Raw genomic sequence first — 13,043 nt, 5'->3', positions numbered from 1 at the left:
CTGGGATCGTAGTGCCCATGGTCGCCATACCCCGGGACAACGACGCAGACAGCGCCCGCGCGCGGCCCGCGGTTCGCTGGCTCGGACATGCGAGCGTTCTCATTCGAGATCGTGGAACCGTGGTGCTCACCGACCCGGTCCTCACCTCGCGGGTCGCGCATCTACGACGCCGACGTGGTCCGAACCCCGCAGGCGCAGAAGTACACACCCCCAACGCGGTCCTGCTGTCGCACCTGCACGCCGACCACACGCATCTGCGGTCGCTGCGTCTGCTGTCCCACGACGTGCCGATCGTGGTCCCCGCCGGAGCTCCCGATGCACTCCCATCGCTGCGTGGCCTCGGCGACCAGCTGGTCGAGGTGCGCGCGGGCGACGAGGTGCCCATCGGCAACGTGACGATCCGCGCTGTACCTGCCGACCACGACGGCCGGCGGTGGCGACGCGGCCCCGCCATCACCTCGGCCTTGGGGTACGTGATTTCCGGTGATCAGCGCACCTACTTCGCCGGCGACACCGACCTCTACCCCGCTTTGCGCGACTGGGTCTCCGATGTCGACCTCGCCTTGCTACCCGTGGGCGGCTGGGGACCCACTCTCGGGGTGGGACATATGGATCCGGAGCGGGCTGTGCGCGCAGCGCAGGAGGTGTCCGCGCGCCATGCGGTACCGATTCATTTCGGAACGCTGTGGCCGATAGGGCTCGACCTGATCAAGCCCGATCGATTTTTCGGCCCCGGCGGGGAGTTCGTCTCTCTCGCCGCCCGTGCCGGAGTGCGCGCCACCGAGATCGCGCCCGGTGACGCGCTCGACACGTGAGCTACTTGCCGAATCCCGCATCGCGAAGCGCTTGTGCCAGTGAGCCGTTCGCAGCAGGCGCTGCGGCCGGTTTACGTCCGGAATTGTTGTCGCGCCGGCCTTGATTGCGCTGGTTCGGTTGGTTACGGCCTTCGGGGCGTTTGCCTGGACGCTGGCCCGAATTGTTCGACCGCTGTTCTGGTTTGGGCTTGCCCGCACCGGGTTCGTCATCGAGTCGCAGCGACAGACCGATTCGCTGCCGGTCGACGTCGACCTCCATCACCTTGACCCGGACGACCTGCCCTGACTTCACGACCTCATGCGGGTCGGACACGAACTTGTTGGCCATGGCCGAGACGTGCACCAGCCCGTCCTGATGGACGCCGACATCCACGAATGCGCCGAAAGCAGCGACATTGGTGACCACGCCCTCGAGCACCATGCCGGGCTTGAGGTCGGCGACCTTCTCCACACCGGCAGCGAAGGTGGCAGTGGCAAACGCCGGTCGTGGGTCGCGGCCCGGTTTCTCCAACTCCGCGAGGATGTCGGTGACCGTCGGAACGCCGAAGCGGTCGTCGGCGAACTCGGCCGGCCGCAGCGTGCGCAGCGTCCGCTCATTGCCGATCAGTTCGGCCAGCGACACCCCCGACCGGTCGAGGATCTTCCGGACCACGGGATAGGCCTCCGGGTGCACGCCCGAGGCGTCCAGCGGGTCGTCGCCTTCTCGGATGCGCAGAAAGCCTGCGCACTGCTCGAATGCCTTGGGTCCCAGGCGCGGAACCTTCAAGAGGGCTTTGCGGCTCTTGAAGGGTCCGGTGCTGTCTCGATGCGCCACGATCGCTTCGGCCAGGGTCGTCGTCACCCCGGAGACCCGGGCCAGCAACGGGACGGACGCGGTGTTGAGGTCGACGCCGACCGCGTTCACCGCATCTTCGACAACCGCGTCGAGGCTGCGCGCGAGCACGCCCGGCGTCACGTCGTGCTGATACTGACCGACACCGATCGACTTGGGTTCGATCTTGACCAGCTCAGCCAGGGGGTCCTGGAGGCGACGGGCGATGGAGACCGCGCCGCGCAGCGAGACGTCCATGTCCGGGAACTCGCGCGATGCGTATTCCGACGCGGAGTACACCGAGGCGCCGGCCTCACTGACCATTGCTTTGGTGAGGGTGCCACCGGACTTCTGGACGTCGGCGATCAATTCTGTCGCCAGGGCATCGGTCTCCCGGGAGGCTGTGCCGTTCCCGACTGCGATCAGCTCGATGCCGTGGCGCGCGACGAGTGCGCCGAGGGTCGCACGTGCGGCGTCCCACTGCTTCTGTGGCTGATGGGGGTAGATCACCGCGGTGTCGAGGACCTTGCCGGTGCCGTCGACCACGGCCACCTTCACACCCGTGCGGAAACCCGGGTCGAGGCCGAGGGTGGTGCGTGCCCCGGCGGGAGCGGCCAGCAGCAGGTCGCCGAGATTCTCGGCGAACACGGCGACTGCATCGTCTTCGGCGCGTTTGCGCAGACGCACTCGGGCGTCCAGCGTCGCGGTGATCATCAGTTTCGCTCGCCATGCCAACCGGGCGGTGCCCAGCAGCCAGGGGGTGGTCGGGCCGGTTTGCGTGGTGTCGACACCGAGGGTCGCCGCCACCATCGCCTGATACGCCTCGTCCTCGCCACCGTCGAGACTCAGCGAGAGGATTTCTTCCTTCTCGCCGCGCATGACGGCAAGGACGCGGTGGGATGGCATCTTCTCCAGCGGTTCGGAGAAGTCGAAGTAGTCACGGAACTTCTGTGCTGCAGCACTTTTCCCGACCTCTTCGGTGCGCGGTTGGGTTCGCAGGGCACCCTCGGCCCAGAACTTCTCCCGGACAGCACCCACCAGCTCGGCATCTTCCGATACGCGCTCGATCAGGATGTGACGTGCACCCTCGAGTGCCTTGTCCACATCCGGGACCTCCCCGGCGACGTATTCTGCCGCCACCTCTTCCGGAACCAGCGACGGGTCGGCGAGAAGCCGATCTGCGAGCGGCTCGAGGCCGTTCTCCCGGGCGATCTGGGCCTTGGTCCGGCGCTTGGGCTTGTATGGCAGGTAGATGTCCTCGACCCGCGACTTGGTCTCCGCAGCATTCAGCGCGGCCTTCAACTCATCGGTCAGCTTGCCTTGCTCCTCGATGGACGCCAGGACCGCGGTGCGACGTTCGTCGAGTTCGCGCAGATAACGAAGACGTTCGTCGAGCAACCGCAGCTGAGCGTCGTCGAGGCTGCCGGTGACCTCCTTGCGATACCGCGCGATGAACGGCACCGTCGACCCCTCGTCGAGCAGTCGAACGGCCGCCGCCACCTGCGATTCTGCGACAGACAGTTCCTCGGCGATGCGGGCATTCACGGACTTCACAGCTGCGATCGAATTCACCCGGTGAACCCTACCGAAGGTTGCTGACGCTTCTGCACGACAGCCGGGTTTCTGCCTGAAGTACCAACCAGAAGTTAGAAGAGGGTGCACCACAACTTATTCGTGACTCGAACTGAAAGATCGAAGACTGCCACCAAGCCTGTCGTCCCAGGGAAGGGCTCGCCACCGATGCCACAATCACGTGGCAGACCTGAGATGGGTAACCGTGCACTATTATCACCAAGATTGGATCGGAGGCGATCCGGTACGCCCGCCTCGCGAACGCAGAGCTTCGTGACGCACCGGGTGCCCAAGAGATGGAGTATCGGATGCAATACGATTACGAACGTTTCACCCCCGATCGGTTCCAGGAGTTTTGTCAAGCACTCTTGTCGCGCGATTATCCAGCGCTTCAATGCTACCCCGTCGGACAAAAGGATGGCGGTCGCGATGGCCTTAGCAGACAAGGACCATCCGACTGCATCGTTTTCCAAGTAAAATTCAAACGCGAACGATTCACCAACGACGACCCTCATAAGATTCTCACCGAAGCAATCAAGAAGGAAATACCAAAGATTGAGATACTAAAAGAACGCGGCGCAAGCCAATATATCATTCTCACAAATCTCGCAGGATCTTCGGCTCTCGACGCCGGCGCAATGGACAAGACACAACGATACGTCGATGAGAATGTACCCATTCCGTGTAAGATTTGGTGGCGAAACGATATTGACGCTAGGCTGAATAACGCCTACGACCTCAAGTGGATATTCTCTGAGATCTTGACTAGCGCAGACGTACTTCGCCGTCTCATAGAGGACGGGTTGGGCGAGTCATCCCACCGCAGACTTCTAGCGGTTACAGGCTACCTAACGGCTCAGTACGAAATTGACGAATACGTGAAGTTCAAACAAGCTGATCTGCAATCTAGTGCGTTACTATCTCTATTCATTGACGTTCCAATCGGCCACGGAGTCTTCCATACACGAGGAACTAGAAACAATGACGCGGTCGATGAGACCTTCAGCCAAGTCATAGAGGACGAAATGAGTGGCGGTTCCCACTCAGTGCACGGACGATACGAAGTGGGGGGAGCTACCCTCCTTTTGCACCCTGCCGCGCAAAGTGGACTGAGTCGGGTGGTGATTGAGGGAGCACCAGGACAAGGAAAATCAACCCTGGCGCAGTATGTCTGCCAAGTACAACGGATGAAATTCCTTGGAAAGACACAACTTGATCAAGTTCCCGCCAAACACCGACTAGTCCCGGCTAGAATTCCTTTTAAAGTTGACCTGCGAGATTTTTCACTGTGGCTCCAAAGGATTGATCCGATATCTGGAACCGAGGTTGACCCATCGTCCACACCAAGCCTCGAGTCATTTCTAGCACGGCAGATTTCCCATCTGTCCGGCGGACAATCTTTCACCGTCGATGATCTCCTACTCGTCTTCTCGACCACCTCGACTCTAATTTTTCTTGATGGCCTGGACGAAGTTGCGGCACTTACGGACAGGCGAACTGTAGTTGAAGCCGCTATGAGCGCTGGCAACCGCCTGGCAGCAACGGCACCGAGAACGCAGATGGTAGTGACAAGCCGGCCTGCTGCAGTCGCGAACTCTCCCCGGTTCTCCTCCGAATCTTGGGTCTATCTGACTCTAAACTCAATAAACGAAGACTTAGTGTTCGAGTACACCGACCGCTGGAGTAGGGCGCGTAAGATCTCCCAGTTTGATATTGATGAAATGAAACGAGTTCTACGAACAAAGCTATCGCGAGCACATATCCGCGATCTGGCGCGAAACGCAATGCAGCTTACAATTCTCTTGAATCTTGTGCATATAAGAGGCCAAGCGCTGCCAGATCATCGAACAGAACTGTACGACAGTTATATAGATGTGTTCTTTAATAGGGAGGCCGACAAGAATAAAGCCGTGCTAGAGAACCGGCAGCTGCTAATAGATCTACACGGATTCCTGGCATGGAAAATTCACTCGTCAGCAGAGTCGCGAGGTAACGGCGGCCGGGTTACAGACGAAGCTCTTCGATCGATGATTGAGAATTTTCTCACATCCAGAGAACACGACACAGGTGTTCTCGACGATCTCGTGACAGGAGTAGTACAACGAATAGTCGCCCTGGTGAGCAGGGTAGAAGGCACGTTCGAATTCGAGGTCCAACCTCTGCGCGAATATTTTGCGGCACGCCACCTGTACAATACAGCACCGTACAGCCCGGTTGGAAATCCCAAAAAGGGTACGAAACTTGAAATATTCGACGCCATTGCCCCCAGTGGTTACTGGCTGAATGTAACTCGCTTCTACGCGGGGTGCTACTCAGTAGGAGAACTGGCTGGGCTGGCGAGCCAAGTAGTGGACCTGATCGAGACTGGGAATGGAGCAAAATCGTCGTTTCCAAGAGCGGTTGCGACGTCGCTACTTTCCGACCGTGTCTTTCATCAGGCGCCTCGATTGACGCGGCAAGTCGCTTCTCACACGATCGACGGTCTCGCGCTAAGATACGCATTTCACCGAAGATTTGTCACGGACAACTCGGTAGAACTAATGCTTCCGGACGACTGCGGTCTGGACACAGCCGTCAAAGCCCTCGTGGAGAGATGCCACTCGCTGCCTTCTCGCGCCGCTCGAAGGGAGGCCGGTTTTCTTTTGGCGTATATCGCTCCCGATGCTGTGCGCTTTAAAGCCTGGCGCGATAGTATGCCAAGCCTAACCGAAACCGACGACCTCGCTTTCGAACGCTGGTTGGAAGTAGGCTTAGATACTCGATCGGTGAGTAGCCTCGAGAACAGCCTCGCAAGAAAAATCGCTTCAAGATCGCCCGATATTTGGGCAAACTTTGTTCTGGGCGGTCACCCGGCAGTTCTATCATCGGCAGAGGAGCAGTTGACTGCTACGAGGGAGGCTGCGGATTGTAATTTCGCGTTCGAGTGGGTTGGTGGACCGTTGACGCCAGTGAGTCGTGCACTTAACATCTACAGCTTCTCGTTCTTTCGTCCGGGCTCGTCCTACATATTCGAGGACATTGACGAAAAGGTGAAGGACTCCATAGTAGTAGAGCCAAAGTTAAGGACGATGGTCTCCGAAATTAGCGATCTTACCTCAAGATCGAGACGCAGGAGTTACGTCGATACCCCCGCACCTTGGATGTCCGCGCTGCAATCGTTCGAAAAAGCACTAGGCCGCACCTGGCTGTCCTGGAAGCTTGCCAGCCTAGCTTTAGGTCGCATTTCTACCTCGTACAAGAAAGTTGACGATACGGAGGCAACCGACCCCATCTCGATCGCCTTCAAGGCACTCAATCATAGGGCTGAAACAGATTGGTGGCGTGATCAACACGAGCACTCGGAAACGCTACCCAAAAGTGCATGGCTGATGCTATTACTCCAAGTTGCAACGCCAGCGGTATTACGCAATCTAGCGATGCTCTCGCTTCAAGTTTGTGACACACAGTCTAGTACATCGTTCCGGCTTATCTTCAATGCCATAGCGAAAGCTCCCGGAAGCAGCATACCCACCAAGATTGCCAACGTAATTTTGGATGCCGTTGATTCACCCCGTCTGCATTTCAGCATCGCGGTTCGATCTACATATGCGATACGCGTTCGCGCGATGCGTTCGATTACCAGCTTACAACTAGAAACCGATCCAGTACTGGCAAACATCGCGCTAGAGTGGATTCACAGTAGCCCGCCGTCAGGTGATAGCGGTGAAGTCTGGGAATCGTACCTAAAGGACATCGCACGATTTTTCGCCAGCAGCGACGACCCGTACGTCGGTCTCCAGCCAAACGCTCTCGCAAGAATGCCGAAAGAGGCCGCCAATCGCGTTCTTGCGGACCCTGATCGCTACCCCAGTTCGCTTCTCCATGCCGCGGACCAGACAATTTCTGCAGCTCATCAGAGATCAATTTCGACAGTGGGGGCGATAGCGAAGCGAGAGAAATGGCTGGCAAATGGGTAGCCTGCTGGGTAGCAGGATGTGACTCGCGCTTCCCAAACTCTTTTGTGTCGCGAGCAGCTCAAATAGAAAACCTAAAACTCCCGCGGTGGCCGAGTATTCGCTTGGTCCACCACTTTGAATCTGAAATGCGAGTTTTTTCAAGCAACTTCAAGACTACTTCGCCGTCAGGTGCGATCCGACCTCGCCGAGAACCCCTGACAGCTCTGGGCATCGTCTCCCGTTAGCGATCGGTGTCGATGGTCAGCACACCGAAGTCGGCGTTGAGGTCGACATCCACCTCAGAACCGTCGGCAAGACGCACCTCGACGTCGAACGCGTGGCCGGGATCGTCGCTGCGTTCGGCATCGGTCACCGTCCCGCCGCCGGCAGCTGCGATCGCGGCGTCGGAGGCCCGCTGGAGTTCTTCGCCGACGAGATCGTCGGGATCCACCGGCGCGGCGACCGGCGGTGCGCTGGTGGGCGCCGCGGCAGGCGCGGTCTGGTCGCCGTTCGTCGGCTCGGCATCGTCGTCATCACGATCGACCTTCAAGACCTTGAAACCTTCGTCGAGGGTGATCTCGTACTCGACCCCGTCTGACCCGATGACGTCGAGGTCGTAGGTGGTGATGCCGTCGTCGTCCTTGTCCGCGCTCGTGACCGACCCGCCACCGACCTCGGCGATCGCCGCGGTCGTGGCCCGGTCCAGGTCGTTCCCGCCCAGGTCATCTGATCCCGCGAAACCGTCGGTGACGGCGTAGGCAATACCTGTGCCGCCGAGGGCCAGGACTGCTGCGGTGGCGACACCGGCGATGACGATGGTCTTCTTGGGCATGTGATGCTCCTTCTCGTTGGGGCGTTGGCATCACCTTCTCGCGCGTTCGCTGAATCCAGCCTGAATCCGCTGCGAGCTCACACAGGCAATCTGATCTCGAAACGTGCTCCGCCGAGCGCACTGTCGACCACTCGAACCGAACCACGATGGGTCGCGGCGATTTCGGCAACGATGGCAAGCCCGAGACCTGCTCCTCCGGCGTCGCGGGCGCGCGATTCGTCCAGCCGCACAAAACGTTCGAAGACGCGCTCACGCTGGTCCCGCGGAACGCCCGCTCCGTCGTCTTCGACCGCGATCACGGCAACCGGCGTGCGTCCCTCCTCGACGTGGGTGGCGATCGCGACCCGGCCGGCGGCGTGTCGAACGGCATTGTCGACCAGGTTGCGTAGGGCGCGAGCAAGCATCGCCTCATCACCGTTCACCCGAACAGCCTCGATCCTCGAGCCGTCGACGGTCAGCTCAGTCGATTCGGCGCGAACTCGGCTCACCTCGCGGAGTGCGGCGTCGTCGAGATCGGTCTCGCGCAACGTCAGGTGCAGAGTCGCCTCGTCGGCGCGGGCCAACAGCAGCAACCCGTCGACCAGGCCGGCCATACGTTCGGACTCGGCTTTCACCGTCGACGCGAACTGATCCGGCGGAATCTGACCGGGATACGACAGTGCGACCTCCGCGTTCTGACGCAACGAGCTGATGGGCGAACGCAATTCGTGCGATGCGTCCGAGACGAAACGGCGCTGGCGCACCTGCGACGTCTCCAGCCTGCCGAGCAAGCCGTTGAGGGTCGATGCCAGCCGGTCTACCTCATCGCCCGAACCAGGGACTTCGACGCGACGGCTCAGGTCAGCGGCGGTGACCTGTTCGGCTTCACGGCGCAAACGCTCGACCGGCCGCAACGCACGGCCGACCACGATCCAGCACGTCAGACCAACGAGGAGGACAACGACCGGCACCGCAAAGAAGAGCAGTGTGCGGGTGGCGTCCACGGCATCGGCGCGGGTCTCGTCGTCGACGCCCGCCACCAGCACTGTTCCGTCATCGCGTTCCTTCGTGACGACGACCAGCCGGTCACCCTCGTCACCATCGGACTCGATGACCGTCACGGCCGCGGGGTCATCCAAGTCACCTGTCACCAGTGGCCTGGCGTCGTCGAGTTCATCGGTCGCGCCGACGACTCGGCCTGCAGATAGCAGTTGCGCGTATCCGTCGATGTCGGCCAACGCGGCTGCGGCCTCCGTCGCCCCGCCCGCTTGTTCGACGATCGTCTCGTAGCGAGAAGCCTCACTGTCGGCGGCTGATTCGGCGGAGTCGCGCAGCGTGGCGGAGAGGATCATGACGAAGGCAACTCCCCCGACGACGAGTGCAAGCGTCACGACTGCGGTGGCAATGAGGGTGATGCGAGCGCGCACCGACTTCAGGCGCCGCCGGTTCTTGTCACGCATCGTCGACCACCCGATAGCCCGCACCGCGCATTGTCTCGATCGACGACCGACCGAATGGCCGATCAACCTTGTTGCGCAGGTGACGAATGTAGACCTCGACGATGTTCGGGTCACCGTCGAAATCGAAATCCCACACAGCTCCGAGGATCTCCGACTTCGACACCACCGCGCCCTTCTTCGACACCAGGAACTCGAGCACACTGAACTCTCGCGCGGTGAGTTCGATCGCGGTGGCACCGCGGGATACGCGTTTGGCCGCCGGATCTATCGCCAGATCACCCACCGTGAGCACCGTGGGTCGCTCTCCACCGCCCCGACGGATCAGGGCCCGTAGTCTCGCGAGCAGCACCGGAAACGAGAACGGTTTTGCGAGGTAATCGTCGGCTCCGGTGTCGAGAGCCTCGACCTGGTCGAGGTCACCGTCCTTTGCGGTGAGCATGATGACCGGCGTCCAGTTCTGCGATGACCGCAGCTGCGCGCAGATCTGGTAGCCGTTCATGCCCGGAAGCATGATGTCGAGCACGATCACCGCATAATCGTTTTCCTGGGCCAGCCACAACCCATCGGTGCCGTTGGTCGCGGTGTCGACCGCGAAGCCCTCTGCCTCCAAACCAGCTGCGATGGCCCGCAGCAGGCCGGCTTCGTCGTCGACCACAAGGACGCGGATACCGATCCCCTTCGAACGTCAAGTGTGTACACGGGTGTTCCAGGGTAGTGTCTCGGAGCTTCGCTGAACTTCAGCTGAATGGTCGGCCACGGCGGAGCAGGCCGAGCCTCGACGCAGCCGCGTCGAACTTGAAATCGATGAACTTCTTGCCGTAATCGCGGTCGACCGTGTAGTTGTTGCGAACTCATCCCGGGCGATACCGCGGGAACTACACGGTCGGGAAACCTCACATGCGTATGTGCTCGACGACGGCCGCTTGAATCTCAGCTGCGTCAGGACCCAGCCACGCCGACAGGTGCGTGCCGACGTCCATGGTGATGAGTCGCGAGTTCGCAATCAATCCGGCCGCGTGAACACTCTGCTCGTACGGCACGTCCGCGTCGGTTTTGGCATGGATCAACAGGACCGGAACTCTCACGTCGGTCAGCGGCAGGTCCAGATCCTTGAAATGGCGGAAATCGTTCTTGAAGCCGTCTTTTCGTGGTCCCGTCACGGTGTCGAAGAGTGTCGTCGCGAACTCCCGCTGACTGTCGTCCGCCATGATTTCGGCCGTCAGCTGCTTCGCCTGCGAACGGGTGAGATCGCCGTCACCCGACAGCAATGTGGAGATGGCGGTAGCCGGCGCTTTCTCGGCCAAGGTGGTGGCAAACCAGGTGCCGAGCCGTCCGAACAGCATCTTCTCTTCCCCGAGTTCGACCCGCCCGCGCAAAGTCCCGGCGGGATCGAACTCGGTGCTCACGGCCGCGACTGCAACAACCGCGGTGATGCGCTCCGGATACAGTGCCGCGAGGGCGTAGGTCGCGGGTCCTCCACCCGACCAGCAGACCACTGCGAACTGCTCGATGTCCAGCTCCGACAACAGCGTTGCCAGCAATACAGCTTGCTGCTCCGGGGTCCGATTGTTCTCCGCGAGTGGAGTATTGAGATACCCCGGTCGTGAGACCGAGACGACACGGTGCCGATCGGCCAGGAACCGGGTCATCAGAGCGCCCTGGTCACATCCGCCCGGGGAGCCGTGAACGAACAGGACCGGTGACCCGGTGCCGATGTCGAGGTATTCGATGGGGCCCACGGACGTTTGCGCGCTGCGACCGGCCGGAAGAACGAAGTGAGCTGCCATCGCGTCGTCCTCCACAGTCGGGCGGTGATCGTGCAAATGGTAGTGGCCCCGCAATCACGAGGGGCCGAAATAGTGCGTCCCAGGCTTGACCTTGACACAGTGAGAAGGTCAAGACTGGTAGTCAGGAGGTGGTTCCTATCAGCACGCCACACAACGACCACAACACCCGGTTACGGACTGCGCTGAGCGCACCCAACTCGTCGATCCGGCTGAGAGCCGCGCTTGCGGCGGGGACGACCCCCGACCCCGGCTTCGTCGGGGTGCTGGTCGAGCGGTGTGCAATCGAACCGGACTTCTTCGTCCGTGACATGCTGACCTGGGCATTGACCAGGCACCCGGCGGAGCTCACCGTTCCAGCACTGCTCACCGAACTCCATTCGGACACAGCGCAGGCGCGAAGTCAGTCGTTGCACACCCTGTCGAAGATCGCGGACAGGAACTTGTGGCGGAGTATTCCGAGAAGCCTGCTGCACGACGCCGACGACGACGTCGCCCGCGCCGCCTGGCGCACAGCCGTTGTACTGGTTCCACCTGACGAGGTGAACGATCTCGCGGGCGAACTCATCACCGAACTGGGACGTGGAGACCGCGATGTCAAGCGCAGTCTGAGTCGCGCATTGATCGCTCTGAGCGATGCGATATCTCCATACTTGCGCACCGCGACGACGAGCACCGATCCCGCCGTCCGCGCTCACGCGCGGGCCACCGAGCGACTCCTTGCCGATCCCGAAAGTGAGTTCGCCATCACCGCCGACGACGCCAAGCGCATTGTCAACGCAGGCAACGCGATGCAGGACGAGTAGCGGTGCTGATCGGCGAGCTGGCGCGGCGAACGGGCGTCAGCGCGCGTATGCTGCGGCACTACGACTCCCTCGGTCTCGTGAGCCCGATGGATCGCAGCGACGGCGGATATCGCGAGTACTCGAACGATGACATACTCCGAATCTTTCGCGTCGAAAGCCTTCGGTCGCTGGGGTTGTCCTTGCGTGAGGTCCAACGGGCTCTCGACGACCCGGACTTCACCCCGACCGCGTTGGTCGGTGAGCTGATCGAGCAGACCCGGGAAAGACTTGCGCGCGAACACGATTTGCTCGAACGGCTTCAACGGGTGAACGACACTGACCCGGGCACCTGGAGCGACGTGCTCGGTCTGATCGAACTCGTGCGTGATCTCGGGTCGGATCGCCCGGCTCGCCGCCAACAGGCAGTGTTTTCTGCGTCGGAGGACGGTTCTGCGCCCGCCGACGTGCTCGCTGACGCGCTCCTCGTCGAAGCAGTTCCGAATGTCGCGGGCGCACTTGGTTGGTCGCTCGCGAGGCTAGGTGACGACGGCGTTGCCGCGTTGGCGCGCGGACTCGAGTCGTCGGATACCGAGGTAAGGCGCCGAGCGACCATGGCCATTGCGAAAATCGACGGCCCCAAGCCAACTGCCCTCCTCGAACGCGCTCTTACCGACGAAGACATCACCATCCGAAGTCAGGCGGCGATCGAGTTGGGTGCCAGAGGATTGATCTGCGCAGCACCGACCCTCATCGACGCGATCGTTGCGGGTTCGCGTGACGTAGAGGCAGCCGACGCGTTGGGCGCTCTCGCACAGACCCAGCAGATCGCTGACGAACTGACCGGTGCGCTGCTGGAGGCTCTGGACAAGAGCAGCGAACCCCCGGTGCGTTCTCGCCTGACCCAGGCACTGACGGAGATCCCGGGCGCGGCTGCTCTTCGCGCACTCACACGGCTCACCCGGGATGAGGACCTCGCTGTTGCTTATACGGCGAGAGCGGTGCTGAGCAGCCGAAGCTTGACGTCGACACCTGAGAACCAGGGCCCGTCAACCAGAGGTTGACGGATCCAG

General features: G+C 61.2%; 9 protein-coding genes. 4 read left to right on the top strand and 5 right to left on the bottom strand.

All coding sequences use genetic code 11. From position 1 onward, the window contains the following. Positions 1–17 precede the first annotated feature (17 nt). Positions 18–815, top strand: a complete 798-nt coding sequence (locus J3S28_RS04715) for an MBL fold metallo-hydrolase (RefSeq protein WP_207838283.1) — start codon at positions 18–20, stop codon at positions 813–815. A 1-nt stretch (position 816) separates the two neighbouring features. On the opposite strand, the gene J3S28_RS04710 is transcribed toward J3S28_RS04715, so the two are convergent. Beyond that, on the bottom strand, positions 817–3,198 hold the full coding sequence (locus J3S28_RS04710; RefSeq protein WP_207838281.1) for a Tex family protein: 2,382 nt from the start codon (positions 3,196–3,198) through the stop codon (positions 817–819). Between the two features lie 308 nt (positions 3,199–3,506). Between J3S28_RS04710 and J3S28_RS04705 the strand changes: the two genes are divergently transcribed. Beyond that, a complete protein-coding gene (locus J3S28_RS04705) occupies positions 3,507–7,154 on the top strand; it encodes an NACHT domain-containing protein (RefSeq protein ID WP_207838278.1) in 3,648 nt (1,215 codons plus the stop codon). A 220-nt stretch (positions 7,155–7,374) separates the two neighbouring features. Here J3S28_RS04705 and J3S28_RS04700 read toward each other — a convergent pair whose 3' ends face one another. The 4 genes from J3S28_RS04700 to J3S28_RS04685 all read right to left on the bottom strand — a co-directional run bounded on the left by J3S28_RS04700 (position 7,375) and on the right by J3S28_RS04685 (position 11,191). Beyond that, on the bottom strand, positions 7,375–7,965 hold the full coding sequence (locus J3S28_RS04700; RefSeq protein ID WP_207838275.1) for a PepSY domain-containing protein: 591 nt from the start codon (positions 7,963–7,965) through the stop codon (positions 7,375–7,377). Between the two features lie 77 nt (positions 7,966–8,042). Beyond that, on the bottom strand, positions 8,043–9,404 hold the full coding sequence (locus J3S28_RS04695) for a HAMP domain-containing sensor histidine kinase (RefSeq protein WP_207838272.1): 1,362 nt from the start codon (positions 9,402–9,404) through the stop codon (positions 8,043–8,045). Further along, positions 9,397–10,071, bottom strand: a complete 675-nt coding sequence (locus J3S28_RS04690) for a response regulator transcription factor (protein WP_207839467.1) — start codon at positions 10,069–10,071, stop codon at positions 9,397–9,399. The genes J3S28_RS04695 and J3S28_RS04690 overlap by 8 nt, the downstream gene beginning before the upstream one ends. A gap of 226 nt (positions 10,072–10,297) precedes the next feature. Then, positions 10,298–11,191 carry an alpha/beta fold hydrolase gene (locus J3S28_RS04685; protein WP_207838268.1) on the bottom strand — a complete coding sequence of 298 codons (894 nt, stop codon included), beginning with the start codon at positions 11,189–11,191 and terminating at the stop codon, positions 10,298–10,300. Between the two features lie 128 nt (positions 11,192–11,319). Between J3S28_RS04685 and J3S28_RS04680 the strand changes: the two genes are divergently transcribed. Beyond that, positions 11,320–11,994, top strand: a complete 675-nt coding sequence (locus J3S28_RS04680) for a HEAT repeat domain-containing protein (RefSeq protein ID WP_372435934.1) — start codon at positions 11,320–11,322, stop codon at positions 11,992–11,994. Positions 11,995–11,996: 2 nt separating this feature from the next. Further along, a complete protein-coding gene (locus J3S28_RS04675) occupies positions 11,997–13,034 on the top strand; it encodes a HEAT repeat domain-containing protein (RefSeq protein ID WP_207838266.1) in 1,038 nt (345 codons plus the stop codon). The last annotated feature ends 9 nt before the right edge of the window (positions 13,035–13,043 follow it).

It is taken from the genome of Williamsia soli, from assembly GCF_017377795.1.
In the GTDB taxonomy this organism is placed as follows: domain Bacteria; phylum Actinomycetota; class Actinomycetes; order Mycobacteriales; family Mycobacteriaceae; genus Williamsia; species Williamsia soli.
The sequence above is the reverse complement of the archived record's forward strand: the minus strand, read 5'-3'. Positions and strand labels throughout refer to the sequence as shown.

What these genes read in the sequence shown, in the direction of transcription:
- J3S28_RS04715 (WP_207838283.1), top strand. Translation starts at nt 18, where the DNA reads ATGGTCGCCATACCCCGGGACAACGACGCAGACAGCGCCCGCGCGCGG.
- J3S28_RS04705 (WP_207838278.1), top strand. Translation starts at nt 3,507, where the DNA reads ATGCAATACGATTACGAACGTTTCACCCCCGATCGGTTCCAGGAGTTT.
- J3S28_RS04700 (WP_207838275.1), bottom strand. Translation starts at nt 7,965, where the DNA reads ATGCCCAAGAAGACCATCGTCATCGCCGGTGTCGCCACCGCAGCAGTC.
- J3S28_RS04695 (WP_207838272.1), bottom strand. Translation starts at nt 9,404, where the DNA reads ATGCGTGACAAGAACCGGCGGCGCCTGAAGTCGGTGCGCGCTCGCATC.
- J3S28_RS04685 (WP_207838268.1), bottom strand. Translation starts at nt 11,191, where the DNA reads ATGGCAGCTCACTTCGTTCTTCCGGCCGGTCGCAGCGCGCAAACGTCC.